A 16,903-nucleotide genomic window follows, 5' to 3' on the forward strand; every position below is an offset into this window, starting at 1 on the left:
ATCCAGCACGACCCGCCATCCAGGGCGGGCCGTCATGCAGGCGCGGCCCGACACGCAGCACAACCCGTCACGCAGGCGCGCCCGTCATGCAGGCGCGTCCCGTCATGCAGCGCCGCCCGTTGAGGAGCCGCCCCCGGAATCGCCCTTGACGCGGCCCGCCGAGGCGGGCCGCCCGTTCGCCGCTTCAGCCCTTGACGGCGCCGAGCGTCATGCCGCTGACGAAGTAGCGCTGCAGGAACGGATACACGAGCAGAATCGGCACGGTGACGACGATCGTGATCGCCATTTTGACCGAATCGGGAGACACGGCGGCCAGCGCCTGCGTCATGTTCGTCGTGCGGTAGTCCCCGCCGCTGCCGCTCGTCGTGCTTTGCAGCACCTTGGTCAGCTCGTACTGAAGCGTCGTCAGATGCGGGCTCGTCGCGTTGTACAGGTACGTGTCGAACCAGGAGTTCCACTGGCCGACCGCGATGAACAGCGCGATCGTCGCCAGGGCGGGCGTCGTCATCGGCAGGATGACCCGCCAGTATATCGTGAAGTCGTTCGCGCCGTCGATTTTCGCCGACTCCTGCAGGGCGTACGGAAGCCCGTCGATGAAGGAGCGAATGACGAACACGTTGAAGGCGCTGACGATGCCCGGCAGGATGTACACCGCGAACGTGCCCATCATGTTCAGATCCTTGATCAGCAGATAGGTCGGAATGAGACCGGCCGACACGTACATCGTGATCGCCAGATAGACCGAGATGAACCTTCGTCCCTGAAAATCGGGGCGGGCCAGCGTGAAGGCCAGCATCGAGGAGCTGATCAGCCCGAGGGCCGTCCCCGCGATCGTCCGCAGCGCCGAAATTTGAAAGCCGGTGATCAGACTCTCGTACGAAAAAATGATCTTGTAGTTCTCCAGCGTGAACTCGCGCGGGAAAATGGTGATTCCTCCCCGCACGCTGTCCGTCGAATCGTTGAACGACAGCGCGAGCACGTTCAGGAACGGATAGATCGTGGCGATCGCGACGACGACCAGAACGGCGGTAATAAGCGCGTCGATCAGCCGATCTCCCGCGGAAGCGCCGATGCGCCGGGTCCGGGTTGCCAATCGGGGCACCTCCAAGTCTGTGCGTGATGGTTTACATAATGCTTTCTTTCGTAATCCGCTTGAACAGGCCGTTGGCCGCGAACAGCAGAATCAGACTGACGACCGAGTTGAAAATGTTGACCGCGACGCCGAACGAATAGCGGCTCATTTGCAAGCCGTATTGCAGCGAGTACAGGTCGAGCACCTGCGAATAGTCGAGCACGAGATTGTTGCCGAGCAGCATCTGCTTCTCGAACCCGATGCTGATCAGGTGGCCGATCGACAAAATCATCAGCACGATGATCGTGGACCGGATGCCCGGCAGCGTGATGTGCCAGATTTGCCTCAGCCGGCTTGCGCCGTCGACTCTCGCCGCCTCGTACAATTCGCCGCTGATGCCGGTAATGGCCGCCAGATAGATGATCGCGTTCCAGCCGGTTTCCTTCCAGACGTCCGACAGCGTGACGATCCCCCAGAACAAATGGCCCTGGGCCATGAACTGGATCGGCTGGTCGATGATCCCGAGCCCCATCAGAATGTCGTTCACGGCGCCGTTTTCGGTCGACAGCATCTTGGTGACGATGCTCGCCGCGACGGCCCAGGATACGAAGTGAGGCAAGTAAGAAACCGTTTGCACGAACCGCTTGAAAAACATTTGGCGAACTTCGTTGATCAGCAAAGCGAACACGATCGGAAACGTGAAGGTGGCGACCAGCCCGAGCGCGCTCATGGCCAGCGTATTGCGCAGCACCTGGTAAAACATGTCGTCCGCAAACAGCTTCTGAAACTGCCCGAAGCCGACCCAGTCCTGCTCGAAGATCGATCTTCCGGGCTTGAAGTTCTGGAACGCCATCAGCCAGCCCCAGAGCGGGTAGTAGCTGAAGACGAACACCCAGACGACAAACGGAAGCGACATCAGGTACAAATATCGGTTGCGAAAAGCGGTTTTCCAGAAATCCCCCCGGCCGCGTCCGGCCTTCGCGCTCCCGGAAATCGCCGCTCCTGTCATCGCTTTCATGTAACCCCTCCCTGCCGTATGGTACCATGATAAAAAAAAAGCCCCCCGCTCTCTACCGGGAGGATTGGGGGCAAAATCATATAAAAATCAGTGCAGGCTTTTCCGGTATTCGGAGGGGGATACGCCCACGTATTTGCGGAACTTGCCGTGAAAATAATCCACGTTGGAATAGCCCACCCGTTCCGCGACCTGGTACACCTTCATCCCTTCGGCGAGCAGCTCCTTCGCCTTGTCGATGCGGACCTGATCCAGATACGTGTTGAAGGAAACGCCCGTCGTGCTTTTGAACAGCTTGCCGAGGTACGAGCTGTTGTAGCTGAACAGCTCGGCCAGCGATTCCAGCTTCAGGTTCTTCTCGTAATTCCGCCGGATGAGCTCGATCATCCGCTGCACCTGCTTGTCGCCTCCGCCGTCGCCGAGCTGCCGGGCCATCTCCCCGACGAGCCGGGCCAGCCGCTCGATCAGGCCGGAATACCGGTATTCCGCGTAAACGCCGGTCACCTCGGCCGTAAATGCGTGCGCCTTCTCCTTCGCTTCCGGCCGGTTCCGGGCGAGGGCTCCCGTCGCGAGCGTCAGCATCTGCACGAAGGCGGCCTTGATCTCCCGCTCCGTCATGCCCCCACGGAGCATGTCGTCGCCGGCGCTCCGGATCTGCTCGGCGGCCGCGGTCGCGCTGCCGATGTCGAGCGAGAGCGACAGCTTCTCGGCCGCCGCCGCGAGATCGGGCGCTTCCGGCCGTTCCGCGGCCGCTTCCGCGCCGGCGCTTGCGCCCCCGTCCGCATTCGGAAGCCGGACGTGCACCTTGTCCCCCTCCAGCAGAAACCGGCGCCGCATCCCCTCCCTGGCGCCGCGGTACGACCGGCTCAGCTCTTCCGGCCGAACGGAGGGGCCGCCGCTGACCGCGGTAAAATCGAGCCCTTCGCCCGCGCAGGCCCGCGCGATTTCGCGCCAGGCGGCGTCGAGCGCGCCCGCGTCGCCGGCGGCGTCCTTCAGCACGAGCCCGACGTACGGGTCGAGAGACAGCACGATGCCGCGGCGCGGGGACGCGTACGCCTCGGCAAGCTTGCGCCTGACGGCGTCGATCTTCTCTCTGTCGATCTCCTCCCGGCTTTGAAGCCGGATCAGCACCAGCTCGTAGGACGAGGCGTCGAATCCGGCGCCGGCCTTCGCTTCCTCCGGCACCGCGCCCCCCTCGCCGGACAGCAGCGCAGCCGCGATCCGCTCCGCCGCGGGCGCCGCCGACGCCGTCTTTTCCTCGTCCAGCGCCGTTTTCAGCCTCGCCAGATGCTCCGCCAGCTCGTCCTCGTCCACCGGCTTCAGCATATACCCTTCGGCCCGCATGTCCAGCGCCTGCCTCGCGTATTCGAAATCCGCGTGGCCGCTGAGCACGAGAAAATGCGGCCGCCGCCGGGCCCGTTCGCGGACCGACCGCATGAGGGTGAGGCCGTCCATGCCCGGCATGCGGATGTCGACGATCATCAGATCGGGCTCCAGCTTCGCGGCCAGATCCAGCGCTTCCCGTCCGTCCGCGGCGCTGCCCGCCACCTCGAAGCCGTGCTCCTCCCATTCGACGATCGTCCGCAGCCCTTCCCGAATCAACGGTTCGTCGTCCGCGATCAATACTTTGTACATGGCGTCAACCCTCCAGCGGAATGTGAAATTCGATCCGGGTGCCGGCCCCGGGAACGCTTTCGATTCGCAGCCCCGAGGCGTCGCCGTAGGTGAGCTGCAGTCTTTGATGCACGTTGCAAAGCCCGATCCGCTCCGCCTCCTGCCCCTCGAACGACCGCCGGATGCCGTCCAGCCTTTCGGGCGGAATGCCGACGCCGTCGTCCTCGACGGCAATGCGCAGCGCGCTGTCCGCAAGGCGCGCGACGACCTTGACCGTCCCCCCGCCGGTGCTTCCTTCGAGCCCGTGCACGACCGAATTTTCGACGAGCGGCTGGATCAGCAGCGGCGGAAGCTTCACCTGCTCGGCGGCAGGTTCGATGTCGAGCTCGTAGGCGAGCCGGTCCTCGTGGCGGAACTTCTGGATTTCCAGGTAGCTGCGGCTGATTTCGATCTCGTCCTTCAGGCGGATCGCCTGGCCGGTCAGCTCGAGGTTTTTGCGCAGCAGCTTGCCCAGCATTTTGACCGCCTGCGAAATTTCCTTTTCCCCGTTGATGTGCGCCTTCATGCGGATCGACTCCAGCGCGTTATAGAGAAAATGCGGATTGATCTGGCTGGCCAGCATCTTGAGCTTGATTTCGCTTTGCTTGCGCGCGAGCTCGCTTTCCCGCCGGTGGGACAGCGCCACTTCCTCCATCAGCTCCCGGACGTTTCGCACCATCTGGTTGAACTGCCGGGAAATCTGCCCGATCTCGTCGGCCCCGTCCATCGCCGCCGCCGCGTTGAAGTTGCCGGCGGCCACCCGGCTGATCTGGCGGCTGAACCGGCGCAGCCGCTTCGTCACCACGTCGCAGATCAGCCAGATGAGCAGCGCCGAGATCGCGCCGAACACGGCGATGATCCGGATGCCGAGCTCGCTGATTCGGTTCGCTTCCTTCACGATGCTGTCGATCGGGTATACGGTCACGAAGTTCAGGCTCGCGTAGCTTTTGTCCGGCAGCAGCCGATCGACGATCACCCGCGAACGGACGCCGCCGACCTCCGTTTCGTACGTGCCCGGGCTCATCCGCGCGATGTCGGGACCGAGGCGCGTTTCCGGCAGCAGCTTGCCGATCGCGTCGCGGCGGGTGGATGCGACGACGTAACCGTTTTCATCCGATAGAAACGTTTCCGTGCTTTCCTGCTCCAGCACCGAGTTGAGATATTCGGTGTTCAGGTCGATCACGAGCACCCCGAACGATTTGTCCTCCTGGAAATAGACGCTTCGCACGAGGCTCAGCATGCTGCGCGGCGTCCGGGTCTCGTCCGGAAAATAGTGCCAGCCGATCTGGCCGGCGTGCTCCAGCGCGTCGCGGTACCAGAACGCGCTCGTCTGCTCCGCGTCGACCGGGAAAAACTCCCAGTTGTTCAGCAGCGTCGGGTTGTCGACGAACAGCTTGATCTGGGCAATTTCCGGATTGAATTCGAGATAGGTCCGGAACGTGACGTACTCGCTGTACGCTTCGACGACCTCGCTGCGGCTCAAGTACCTTGTCGTCGCGATTTGCTCCATATCCGAATCGAGCACGAGCCGGCTCGACAGGTCGATCGCCGTCTGGAGCGTCTCGCCCGTCCGGCTTTTCATCCGTTCGACCGCGCTCGCCGTCTGCTCGTTCGCCTTGTCCAACGCCGATTCGCGGTATTCGCGGACGATGAAAAAACCGACGGCGATCATCGGCAGGATGAAAAAAACGAGATAGGAGAGCACCATTTTGTTGCGCAATTTCATGTCGTTCAGCCGCCGCCATACGTTTTTCATCCGATCCCCTCCCCGCCCGCGGCCCGCAACCGGAGCAACGACAATAATCGACCCTATTGTGGAGCATCGCGCCTCGTTCGCGCAACCCCCTGTTCAATTTTCCATGGATTTTAGGTGGAATTGTGAGGGTGTTTCCGGAACGCGGAATGGAGTACAATAGCGTTGGTTGAATGCGTTTTCAGTAGTTTGGAGGTCGAAGCGCTTGAGCGACAAATACGAATATCCTTTCCAAAATCCGGAGCTGCCGCTGGAAACCCGGGTGAACGACCTGGTGTCGCGGCTGACGACGGACGAAAAAGTGGACCTGATGTGCCAGTACCAGGAGGAAATTCCGCGGCTCGGCATCCGGAAATACAAGCACGGAACGGAGGCCGCCCACGGCATCGCCTGGCTCGGCGAAGCGACGTATTTCCCGCAGCCGGTCGGTCTCGCCTGCACGTGGGACGCCGAACTGCTGCGGCGGGTCGGAGAGGCGATCGGGACGGAGGCGCGGGGGTTTTTCCGGCGGGATCCGGCGATCAACGGTCTGACGCTGTGGGCGCCGACCGTCGACATGGAGCGCGATCCGCGCTGGGGCCGCAACGAGGAAGCGTACGGGGAAGACCCGGTCCTCGCCGGCAAGCTGGGCGCGGCGCTCGTGCGGGGCATGCAGGGGGATCACCCGTTTTACGTGCGCGCCGTCGCCAGCCTGAAGCATTTTATCGGCAACAACAACGAGAAGGACCGCGGCGAATGCTCGGTCAGCATCGATCCGCGCAACATGCGCGAATATTACCTGAAAGCGTTCGAGATTCCGTTCGTCGAAGGCGGCGCGCTGTCGATGATGACCGCCTACAACGCGGTGAACGGCGTCCCGGCCAACCTCAATTCCCAGGTGAACGACGTCGTCAAGCGGGAATGGGGCATGAACGGCTTCGTCGTCAGCGACGCGGGCGACGTGCTCGGCACGGTGAACGATCACAAGTACTTCGACAACTATGCGGAGGCGGTCGCCCGATCGATCCGCAGCGGCATCGACAGCATCACCGACGACCACGCCGTATCCAAGCAGGCGATCCGCGACGCGCTGAAGGCCTGGCTGCTGACGGAGAACGACCTCGATACCGCGCTCCGCAACGCGTTCCGCGTCCGCTTCCGGCTCGGGGAATTCGATCCGGACGACCGGAATCCGTACGCTTCGATCGACGAATCGGTCATTTGCGCTCCGGACCACCGGCAGATTTCGCTCGAAGCCGCGCGCAAAAACGTCGTGCTGCTCAAAAACGAAGGCGGCGCGCTGCCCTTGCGGGCCGACAAGATCCGGAGGCTCGCCGTCATCGGGCCGCTCGCCGGCGACGTGTTCCGGGACTGGTACAGCGGCACGCTGCCGTACGCGGTCACGCCGCTGCAGGCGATCCGCGGCCGGCTCGGTTCGGAGGACCGGGTGCTGTTCGCGGACGGAAGCGACCGGATCAAGCTGAAAGTGGTTGACGAAGGGCGGCATGCCGGACGGCCCGGGGACGGGAAGCCGCAGGGCGCGGAAGAAGAACGGCACGCCGGATTGGCGCCGGAAGAACACGGTCGACCGGCCCGCAAGGACGGAGCCCGGTATGTCGGCCTGACGGCGGAAGGAAAGCTGGCCGCCTCGGTTGCGGACGAGAACGAGGCCGAGACGTTCGCGCGGACCGACTGGGGCTGGCGCGCCCATACGTTCCGCCCGCTGAGCCGTCCCGGCCGGTACCTGACGACCAAGGAAGGCGGGCATGTTACCGCCGACGCGGACGAAATTTTCGGCTGGTTCACCAAGGAAGTGTTCCTGACCGATACGGGCGCGGACGGACGGCTGACGCTGTCGGCCTGGGACGACGGCCCGATCGCGATCGGCGAGGACGGGCTGCTGGCCGCGTCCGAAGGCGGCGCCGTCAAGGACGTGCACGGCAACTGGGTCGGCGGCGATCAAGCCGGCGCAGGCGCCCGGGCCGCGTTCGAACCCGTCGTCGTGGAGGACGGGGTGCGGGAAGCGGTCAACGCCGCGCGCGAGGCCGATGCGGCCGTCGTGTTCGTCGGCAACCATCCGCTCGTCAACGGCAAGGAAACGATCGACCGGCCGGACATCGCGCTGCCGGAATCGCAGGACCGGCTCATCCGCGATGTGTTCGCGGCGAATCCGAACACGATCGTCGTCATCGTCGGCAGCTATCCGTTCGCGGTGAACTGGGCGGACGAGCACGTTCCGGCGATCATGTACACGTCTCACGCCGGGCCCGAGCTCGGCACGGCGATCGCAAACGTGCTGTTCGGAGATTATGCCCCGGCGGGCCGGCTCAACATGACATGGTACCGGTCGGTCGACCAGCTCCCCGACTTTATGGACTACGACATCATCAAAGGGGAGCGCACGTACCGGTATTTCAAGGGCGACGTGCTGTATCCGTTCGGCCACGGGCTGACGTATTCCCGGTTCGAATACGAGAACCTGCGGCTAGGCCGGCCATCCGTCGGGCCGGGCGAAGAGGTCGAAGTCGCGGTGACGGTGAGGAACGCCGGCGACCGGGCGAGCGAGGAAGTCGCGCAGCTGTACGGCACTGCGCGGGGGTCGCGGGTGAAGCGGCCGCTGCGGCAGCTGCTCGGCTTCGCCCGCATCGCGCTCGAAGCCGGCGAAAGCCGGGAGATAAGCTTCTCCGTGCGGGCCGACGATCTCGCGTTCTGGGACGTCACCCGCGACCGCTGGTGCGTCGAGGCGGGCGAATGGGAGCTGGCCGTCGGCCGCTCGTCCGCCGATCTGGCGCTTCGCGCCGAGCTTCGCGTCGAGGGCGAGATCGTGCCGCCCCGCGACTTGCGCCGCGTGACCGCCGCCGTCAATTATGACGACTACGAAGGCGTCGTCATCGACGAGTGCCGCGAAGGCGGCAGCAGCGCGGCGGCCGTTCGCGAGGGCGCGATGCTGCGCTACGCGGACGCCGCGTTCGGCGAGCGCGAGGCCGTCTGCTTCGAAGCGCGGGTGTCGGCGGCCGAAGGCGGGACGATCGCGATCCGGGCCGAAGCGAAACCGGAGCAACGCCCGGGGGCCGGCGAACCTGTCGGCGTCTGCACCGTGCCCGCCACCGCTGGCGAACAAGCGTGGGTCACCGTCACCTGCGCCGTTTCCGGGCTTCGCGGCTCCGCCGACGTCGTGCTGGAACCGAGCCGCGGCGTGCGTATCTCCTGGTTCCGGTTCGTGTAACTGCAGCGTAAAATAACGGCCTTCCCGGGTCTTTCCCGGGCCGTTATTTCGCATTCCCGCCGACTTTTCCGGGAATAACCGCCCTTCGGGGGCGGTTATTCCACTTTTATCCGCGCGTTCCGGCCGCGCTCATCGAAAAAACGGCCCCTCGGGCCGTTTTTTCCCTTTTCACGCTTATTCCCCGCCCACGAACAAGTACCGGGCAATGACGAGCACGAACAAAATCCACATCAGCCAATGCACGCTGTATTTCTTCCGGCCGAACCAGCTCGATACCGCCGCCAGCAGCACGTAAGACACGATCCCGAACGAGATGCCGTTGGCGATGTTGTACGTGAACGGCATGAACGCGATCGTCAGGAAGGCCGGAATGCCGATGACGAGATCGGAGAAGTCGATTTCCTTCACCGACTGCATCATCAGCACGCCGACGATAATGAGAGCCGCGCTGGTCGCCGGAGTCGGCACGAGCAGCGCGATCGGCGCCAGGAATAGCGACAGCAAAAAAAGGACGCCCGTCGTGGAAGACGTAAGCCCCGTACGGCCGCCTTCCGCGATTCCCGCGGTGCTTTCCACGTAAGCGGTCATCGTGCTCGTTCCGAGCATCGCGCCGCCGCTGACCGCGATCGAGTCGACCAGCATCGCCTTGCCGATGCGCTTGTTTCCTTCTTCCTTGTTCTTCAGGAAGCCGGCGCGGTTAGCCGTGCCTACCAACGTGCCGAACGTGTCGAACAGCTCGACGAACGTGAACGTCGCGATCGCGGCCAGCAACCCGGTCGTCAGCAAATCGGCGAAATTGAAATCCAGAAAGTTCAGTTTGGAGAAATCGGGAATCCAGCTTTGCCCTTGCAGCGAGCCGAAGTCGACGGTATCGACGCCCGGAATGGCGCCGATCAGCGTCGTCAGCAAAATGCCGATCAAGATCGCGCCCCGCACTTTCAATACCATCAGGACCGCGATCAGAAACAAGCCGACGACCGTCAGCCATACCGACGGCTGCGTCAGGTCGCCGAGATGGATGACCGTTTCGCTGCCCCCGAGAGCCGTGTACGAGCCTTGCGGGAACTCGCGGCCGAACGCGTCGAGCGAAATCGTCAGCACGCCGCTGTTTTTCAGGCCGATGATCGCGATAAACAGGCCGATCCCGACCGTAATCGCGTGTTTAAGCCCGTCCGGCACCGCGACGACGAGCATTTGCCGCACCTTCGTCACCGTCAGGATGAAAAAAATAATCCCCGAAACGAACACCGCCGCCAGCGCCATCGAAGGCGTGATCGGATGGCCGGTCGCCTTGGACGCCACCACCGTCGTGGCGAAGTAGGCGTTCAGGCCCATGCCCGGAGCCAGCGCTACCGGGAAATTCACGAACAGCCCCATCGCAATCGTAAAAATGCCGGCCGCCAGCGCCGTCGCGAGAAAAATGCCGTAGCTGTCCAAACCCGAGCCCCCGAGGATAATCGGGTTGACCGCCAGTATGTACGCCATCGTCATGAACGTCGTAATCCCCGCCATGATCTCCGTGCGCACGTTCGTTCCGTTCTGCTTGAGCTTGAAAAACTTCTCCATTCGAGAGCCTTCCCCCTTGACCTTGATCCGATAGACAAAATTCAAATGGCCCGACTTTCCTAGGTTCCGCTTCTCAACCTAAAAAAATCCGGCCCTGCGCTCCTCATTCTAGGCAGAAAGCAACCGTCCGTCAATCCAAAAAGCGAACGTTTTTATAAGTTTTTGCTAAATTCGTTCGAAATAAGCCCTAATTTTTCGGTTTATGTCGAATAAAATGGGTTGTTTTCCCGAAATGCAGCACGCATCCGGAAATAACGGGACCCTTCGCCGCGGAAAAACGTATGAGGAATGATCGAGACCGAAATTTTGCCGGAAAGGAGGGAGATGTGGCGTGAGCGAACAAATCGATGACATTCTGTCCCGTTTCGAAAGCTTGACCGCCGAGGAACAAAGCGAACTTGCGGATGCGCTATCGGGTCATTTCGGCAAGGCGGTTCGCTTTTCGCACGCGGGACTGTCCGAGCTCGGCCCGGAAAAGCTCGAAATCGTAAACGGTACCGTAGGCGGCATGCTTCTGACCAAAAAACACGTTCCGGACATGATCGAGACGCACGTAAAATTGGCCGATGCGGACCTCCCCAAAAGAATAGCCTTCGGCCGCTCCGGCGAAGGCGAAAGCTGAGCCGAACGCTCGTCCGGGCCGGGAGAAGCGTCGAGCGCTTCTCCCTTCCGAACCGTCCGACGCGCCGGAAGAACAATCCCCGCACATTCGACGTCTCGGGAAGGCGCCCTTCGGACGAACGACCTTCTAGCCCTCGCCGGCCGGACCCGCGTTGATCGCCGTCACGGCAAGGCCGGCCAGCGAGACGGCGCCGCCCCTCGGATCGGCCAGGACGACGGTTTTCCGCTCGCCCGGCAGCAGATCGAAGAAATTGTCGCTGAAGCGGACGTTGCCCCGCGGCAAATCGATCTTCGCCATCCGCGCCAAATAAGCTCCCGCTTCCACCGTCACCGTCTGCGCCGCCGGGTCCGCCGTCACCTTCAGCTCCGTTGTCGGCAGGCGCAGGTCCTTGTGATCCCGCAAATAGTACAGATTGTCCGGCGCGTCGAAGCCGTCGGCCGAAAGCCGCACGACGACCTCTTCCGCCGCCCTGCCGTTCAGCGCCTCCGCCTCCGTCAGGCTGCCGAGCTCGACCGCGCCGCCCGCCGGAACGTCGGCGGCGAATTCGCGCTCGAACACCATTTCGCCCGCAAAGTCATAGACGCCGAGCCGGACGCTTCCCCGGCACGGAGCGGTCCGGTCGTTCACGACCCACAGCCGGAGCGGACGGCCCGGGTCGTGATCGAGCGACAGCAGCAGCGGATGATAAAATTTCTTCGCGTAGTAGAACGACGCCTTCGGCAGCAGCTCGTAGTCGATCAGCGACCAGCTGGTGCCGGGCCAGCTGTCGTTATGCTGCCAGATCAGCGATCCGCTCGTCCGGCGCTTGTTCCGGCGGTAATGCTCGATGCCGTATTTGAGCCCTTCCGCCTGCGTCAGCATCGAAAAGTTCATGTACTCCCCGATGTCGCGCGGAATGCCGGTAAAGCCTTCCATCAGCAGGATGCCCTTCAGGTGATTCGTATCCTTGTTGCGATACGCCATCTCCGCGCTTCCCCAATAGAACTCGCCCTCCGGCACGTACTTTTCCAGCGTATGCCGGTTTGCCGAAGCATGCATGCCGAATTCGCTGCTGAACAGGGTAAAGTCCTTTTTGTAGTTTTTGAAGGTGACGCCCTCGATGCTGTAGTCGATGACCGGAGCTTCGCCGGATTTGCGCGGGTAGACGGAGCCGTGCCACACCTGCCAGTTGTGGCGGTCGCCGGCGTCCGGGTCGTTGGCGTCGTCGCCGCCGTAAGGGGACGAAGGCCAATACGCCCGGCTGTCGTCCAGCTCTTCCAGCACCTCCGGAATCAGCTCGTGATAGATGCTTTCGCCGTAGAAAGGCGTCGTAATGCTGCCTTCCGACGATTTCATGTCGTACAGCCAGTCGATTTCGTTATTGCCGCACCAGAGCGCGAGCGACGCGTGATTGCGCAGTCTTTTGACGTTGTAGACGACCTCGCGGCGCACGTTGTCCATGAAGTTCCGGTTAAAGTCCGGGAACAGCGCGTTGGCGAACGCGAAGTCCTGCCAGACGAGAAGCCCCCGGCGGTCGCATTCGTCGTAGAAAATATCCTTCTCGTAAATGCCCCCCGCCCAGACGCGCAGCATGTTCATGTTGCCGTCGACGGCAAGCGCGATCAGGTCGCGGTAGCGGTCGTCGGGAATGGAGCCGATCAGGTTGTCCGCGTGAATCCAGTTCGTCCCTTTGGCGAACAGCTTCACGCCGTTCAGCGCGAACGCGAACGCGTTTTCCCCCGCCTCGTTCCGAAGCCGGAGCTCGACGGTGCGGATGCCGAAGGGCTTGCGGTAGACGTCCGTCTTTTCCCCGCGCGCATAAAGCGTCGCCTCCAGCTCGTACAGGTAAGGCTCTCCCAGATCGTGCGTCCACCACAGCCGCGGCGAGTCCACAGCCAGATCCGCCGAAGCTTTCCCGAGGCTCACGGGCACCCGCTTCGAGGCAACCTCGCTTCCGTCCCCCGCCAACAGCCGGATCTCGCATTCGCACGGCTCGTTCCGGCGGAACGCCCTGGCCTCGACGTCCACGCGAACCGTCGCTTCCTTCGCGCCGGCTCGGACCGTCCGCGCAAATACGCTTTCCAGCTTCGCCAGACGCCGGCTCTCCAGCCGAACCTTGCCCCAGATGCCGACCGTCATGAGGCGCGGGCCCCAGTCCCAGCCGAAATTCATCGCGGCTTTGCGGATCCACGGCCGCTCCTTCGTATAGGAGGACCAGTCGAACTGCAGCTTGTCCCGGTTGTGAAGCGACAGCGGATCGAATTTGACGGCGAGCGTGTTGCGGCCGTCGCGCAGCGCCCTCGTGACGTCGAACGTATGGCCCATGAGCATATTGTCCGCAGTTCCGATCTCCAGGCCGTTGAGGTATACCGTCGCGAACGTATCCAGCCCCTCGAACGCCAGCTCGTGCCGCAGCTCGGGATCGTCGTCCTTCGCGAAATCGAACGACTTGCGGTACCACCATTCCTTCTGCTCGATCCAGCGGCCTTTGACGTCGTTGTGTCCGTAATACGGGTGGTCGATGATGCGCCGCTCGATCAGCGCCGCATGAACGTCCCCGGGCACGCTTGCCGTCGCCCAGAACCGGTCGTCCAGGCCGGGAGAAGCGACGTCGAGCGGCCGCTTCTCCCCCGGTTCGAAATGTTGAATTCTCCAATCGTGCTTCAGCTCCATGCCGATCGTCTCCTCCTGCTGGTTTATGCGCTTAATCCTGTTTGACGGCCGAGGCGGCGCCTTCGCGGTATTCGCTGGGCGTCTTTCCGGTCTCTTTTTTGAACAGCTGGCTGAAATACTTGACGTCCGCATAGCCGACGGAAGCCGCGACCTCGCTGATTTTCGCCGGCGTCGTGGACAAAATCCCGGCGGCGCGGCGCATCCGCCGCCGGGTTACGTAATCCCCGAACGTCATTCCCGTCTCCTTTTTGAACACCTCGCTCAAATGGTTCGGATGCAGATGCACGTGCCTGGCGACCTGCTGCAGGCCGACGTCCTTGCCGAGATTCGTTTCGATATAGGCCATCGCCTTCTGCGCGTGCGAAGCCGCCCCTTCGGCCAGCCGGTCGTGATACCGCTTCATGACGGCGTACAAATATTGGAACAGGGCGTTCCGGGGAACGGACTCCCTCTCGTATCGGAAAGGCGCGAGCCCCTCCTCCGCGTTTTTCCGGCCCGTTACGGTCTGCACGCGCTCCAGCCATCTGCCCGCCGCGGCGGCCGCCGAATGCAGCGAAGCCTCCAGCGATTCCAGCGTGAATTCGGGATCCTCGAGCCGGGCTTGAATGTATGTCTGCACCCAGCCCTTGAGCGCAAGCGGGTCGTCCTCGAGCAAAATGGCGGAAAGCTCAAGCTCCTCTTCGTAGGAGCAGGACGTTTTGCCGCCCTTCCGGCGGATGAAGGCTTCGTACTCGACCCGGTTGTCGGGAATGAGGCCCTTATAGCCGAAAACGCGGTCCGCCGCGACGTAGGACTCGTGAAGCCGCTCCGGACGATCCACGGGCAGGCCGGCGGCGGCGAATATCCTGCATTTCAATAAGCGCTCGATTTTCGCCAAGGCCGAATAATGCTGCGAATGCTCGAACTCCTTGCGCGCGGGATCGATCGGAACGGCGGCCACGATGCGTTTTTTCCGGATCAGCGTTTCGCAGGCCAGCATTTCCCTCAGCATATTCTCGATGGCGAACAGCAGCAGCGACTCCGAGGAAGGCGATTCCGTCCAGCCTTCGCCCGCCACCAGCCAGATTTGCAGCATTCGGACTCCGCCGTTGCCCGGATGCGCGGACAGGCCGGACAGGAACGCCTCTTGCAGCCCGGGCTCGATCCCGGACGGATCCCCGCTGATAATCCAGCGTTCGAACAGCCGGTCGCGCGTCTCCTTGTTTTTGAACCGTTCCCGGTTGTGCTCGTCCCGCTTCGCTTCCATTCGCCGCTTCGCCCTCAGCACCGTTTTGATGATGTCCTCGGGCCGGCTCGTTTTCAGCAAGTAATCGTTCACGCCCTGCCGGATCGCCTGCTGCGTATATTGGAAGTCGTCGTAGCCGGTAAGAATGATAATGTCCAGGTCGGGGAGCAGCCGCCTCGCCTCATCGGCCAGCTCCAGGCCGGTCTTGCCGGTCATGCGGATGTCCGTCAGCAAGATGTCCGGCCGTTCCCGCCCGAGCCGCTCCAGCGCTTCTTCGGCCGAAGCCGCCGGCTCCAGCAAGTGCAGGCCGAGCTCCTCCCACTTGATCACTTTCGCCAGTCCGGTGCGGATAATGACTTCGTCATCCACGATCATGATCTTCATGCGAACCCTCCAAAACGGGAGTGGAAAAAGAAACGCGCGTGCCGGCCTGCGGCTTGCTGTCGATGTGGAGCATCGCATCCGGGCCGTAATGCAGCAGCAGCCGTTCGTTCACGTTTCGCAGGCCGTAAACCTCCGTGAGCGTCTCCCCGCCGCCGTCCGGCCGAAGGCTGTTCCGGACGAACGCCAGCCGTTCCTCCGTCATGCCGACCCCGTCGTCCAGCACGAGAAAAAACAACCGGTTCCCCCGAAGCTCGACGGAAACGGCGATGTTTCCCTTCCCCTCTTTTTTCTGAACCCCGTGAATCATCGCGTTTTCGACCAGCGGCTGCAGCAGCAGCTTGACCATCCGCTTGGTTTGCGCGGCGGGATGCACGACGTAGTCGACGTCGAATTTGTCGGGAAAGCGGATCGACTGCACCATGACGTAGTTTTTGATATGCGAAATTTCGTCCCGCACCTCGCAAAACTCGTTGCCCTTGTTCAGGCTGAACCGCAGGAAATCGCTCAGGGCGCCGACCATGTCCGCGATTTTTTTCTCGTCGGCCATCAGCGCGATCCAATGGACCGAAGAAAGCGTATTGTACAAAAAATGGGGATTGATCTGCGCCTGGAGCGCGCGCATGTCGGCTTCCTTCTTCCGGGCTTCGTTGCGGACCAGCTTTTTCTTGAGCTGTTCGATATGGGTGCCGAGCAGCCCGTAGCTTCGGGCGAGCTGCCCGATTTCGTCGTTCGACCGGATCGGAACGACGGGCAGCGGCTCGTCGGGGTCGATTTTTGTCAGCAGCCGGGTGAGCAGCCGCAGCGGATTCGTAATCCGCCGAGCCGTAAACAGGATGAGCAGGGCGTTGATCAGCACCGAAAGCGCGACGGCCAGCACCGTCAGCCGGACGATGTATTCGCTTTGCGAGCGGTACAGCTCGTAGGGGAACACCCCGGCCAGCGTCCAGCCCCCAAGCGCCTGGCGGGAGTAAAGAACCGTTTTTTTGTCGCGCCCGTCTCCGTACGCGGACACGCCCTTGGCGGGCTTCGCGCGGTCAAGGTGTTGCCGGAGACCCGGGTACAGCGCATCGATCGACTCCGACAGCCGGTTCTTGTCAGTCGAAGACAAAAGATGCCCCTCCCCGTCGAACAGCACGACTTCCCCCTGACCTCCGCCCAGCTGCGCCTCGCCCCAATTCCGGGAAATCGTCCGCTCGTCCAGGCTGATCGAAATCCATCCCAGCGGCTCGTAGTCGTTGATGCTGCGGAGCGGACGGATGAACGACACGAGACGATGCTCGCCTGCGTAGTCCTCGACCGTGTAAAGGCGGGTCCACCTTTTGGCCGTCACGTCTTCGAGGGCAAGCTGCTCATGCAAGTCGGAGCGGTAAAACGTCGCCGTCGACACCGGGAGGTCGAACCGGTTCGAATAGACCGTAATATCCGCGATGTACTCCTTCGAGCTGACGAGGCTGACCAGCATGCCGAGCACCCGCGTCCGCAGCTCGACGTCGTCGTCCGTCCCGGCGGCAAAACGCTGCACGTCCTGCTGCCCGATCAGAAACAAGGAAACGTTCTCCACGTCTCTCAGCTGGAATTGCAAATAACCCTCCATCTGGCTCAGCGTATCCATGCCGGCCTGATTGAGGTTCTGCTCGGTCACCCGGGACGACGTATAAAACGCGAAAATCCCCAAAAACAGCAGGGGGATCAACGTGGACGCGAGCATCAGAACGGACAGCTTGCGCCGCAGCGAATTTCCGATCCATCGTCTCAC

The 16,903-nt window shown here is 62.5% G+C and carries 10 protein-coding genes; 2 read left to right on the forward strand and 8 right to left on the reverse strand.

Annotated elements, in window-relative coordinates:
• Positions 1-184: 184 nt before the first annotated feature.
• From B7E11_RS06750 to B7E11_RS06765, 4 genes are all read right to left on the reverse strand, one after another.
• Complete coding sequence (locus tag B7E11_RS06750; RefSeq protein ID WP_080832859.1) at positions 185-1,093, reverse strand: carbohydrate ABC transporter permease; 909 nt, start codon at positions 1,091-1,093, stop codon at positions 185-187.
• Positions 1,094-1,124: 31 nt separating this feature from the next.
• Positions 1,125-2,090, reverse strand: coding sequence for an ABC transporter permease (locus B7E11_RS06755; RefSeq protein ID WP_080832860.1), 966 nt, complete (start codon positions 2,088-2,090; stop codon positions 1,125-1,127).
• An 87-nt stretch (positions 2,091-2,177) separates the two neighbouring features.
• A complete protein-coding gene (locus B7E11_RS06760) occupies positions 2,178-3,722 on the reverse strand; it encodes a response regulator transcription factor (protein ID WP_080832861.1) in 1,545 nt (514 codons plus the stop codon).
• A gap of 4 nt (positions 3,723-3,726) precedes the next feature.
• Complete coding sequence (locus B7E11_RS06765; protein ID WP_080832862.1) at positions 3,727-5,496, reverse strand: sensor histidine kinase; 1,770 nt, start codon at positions 5,494-5,496, stop codon at positions 3,727-3,729.
• A 202-nt stretch (positions 5,497-5,698) separates the two neighbouring features.
• Between B7E11_RS06765 and B7E11_RS06770 the strand changes: the two genes are divergently transcribed.
• Entirely contained in the window at positions 5,699-8,698 is a 3,000-nt protein-coding gene (locus B7E11_RS06770; RefSeq protein WP_245809643.1) for a glycoside hydrolase family 3 protein, read from the forward strand.
• Between the two features lie 174 nt (positions 8,699-8,872).
• Here B7E11_RS06770 and B7E11_RS06775 read toward each other — a convergent pair whose 3' ends face one another.
• Positions 8,873-10,264, reverse strand: a complete 1,392-nt coding sequence (locus tag B7E11_RS06775; RefSeq protein ID WP_080833768.1) for an NCS2 family permease — start codon at positions 10,262-10,264, stop codon at positions 8,873-8,875.
• A gap of 331 nt (positions 10,265-10,595) precedes the next feature.
• On the opposite strand from B7E11_RS06775, the gene B7E11_RS06780 reads away from it, so the two are divergent.
• Positions 10,596-10,886, forward strand: coding sequence for a hypothetical protein (locus tag B7E11_RS06780; protein ID WP_080832863.1), 291 nt, complete (start codon positions 10,596-10,598; stop codon positions 10,884-10,886).
• A 126-nt stretch (positions 10,887-11,012) separates the two neighbouring features.
• Here the strand turns inward: B7E11_RS06780 and B7E11_RS06785 are convergent, their stop codons facing one another.
• From B7E11_RS06785 to B7E11_RS06795, 3 genes are read right to left on the reverse strand one after another with little or no spacing between them, the layout of a single operon-like run.
• Complete coding sequence (locus B7E11_RS06785) at positions 11,013-13,538, reverse strand: beta-mannosidase (protein WP_080832864.1); 2,526 nt, start codon at positions 13,536-13,538, stop codon at positions 11,013-11,015.
• Positions 13,539-13,569: 31 nt separating this feature from the next.
• A complete protein-coding gene (locus B7E11_RS06790) occupies positions 13,570-15,147 on the reverse strand; it encodes a helix-turn-helix domain-containing protein (RefSeq protein WP_080832865.1) in 1,578 nt (525 codons plus the stop codon).
• The gene (locus B7E11_RS06795; protein ID WP_080832866.1) at positions 15,125-16,903 is read right to left on the reverse strand and encodes a cache domain-containing sensor histidine kinase; all 1,779 of its coding nucleotides are present in this window, start codon (positions 16,901-16,903) and stop codon (positions 15,125-15,127) included. The genes B7E11_RS06790 and B7E11_RS06795 overlap by 23 nt, the downstream gene beginning before the upstream one ends.

The sequence above is a fragment of the Cohnella massiliensis genome (assembly GCF_900169535.1).
GTDB classification, from domain to species: domain Bacteria; phylum Bacillota; class Bacilli; order Paenibacillales; family Paenibacillaceae; genus Cohnella; species Cohnella algarum.

Coding starts and splice junctions, on each gene's coding strand:
- B7E11_RS06790 (WP_080832865.1), bottom strand. CDS start 15,147: ATGAAGATCATGATCGTGGATGACGAAGTCATTATCCGCACCGGACTG.
- B7E11_RS06785 (WP_080832864.1), bottom strand. CDS start 13,538: ATGGAGCTGAAGCACGATTGGAGAATTCAACATTTCGAACCGGGGGAG.
- B7E11_RS06775 (WP_080833768.1), bottom strand. CDS start 10,264: ATGGAGAAGTTTTTCAAGCTCAAGCAGAACGGAACGAACGTGCGCACG.
- B7E11_RS06760 (WP_080832861.1), bottom strand. CDS start 3,722: ATGTACAAAGTATTGATCGCGGACGACGAACCGTTGATTCGGGAAGGG.
- B7E11_RS06755 (WP_080832860.1), bottom strand. CDS start 2,090: ATGAAAGCGATGACAGGAGCGGCGATTTCCGGGAGCGCGAAGGCCGGA.
- B7E11_RS06765 (WP_080832862.1), bottom strand. CDS start 5,496: ATGAAAAACGTATGGCGGCGGCTGAACGACATGAAATTGCGCAACAAA.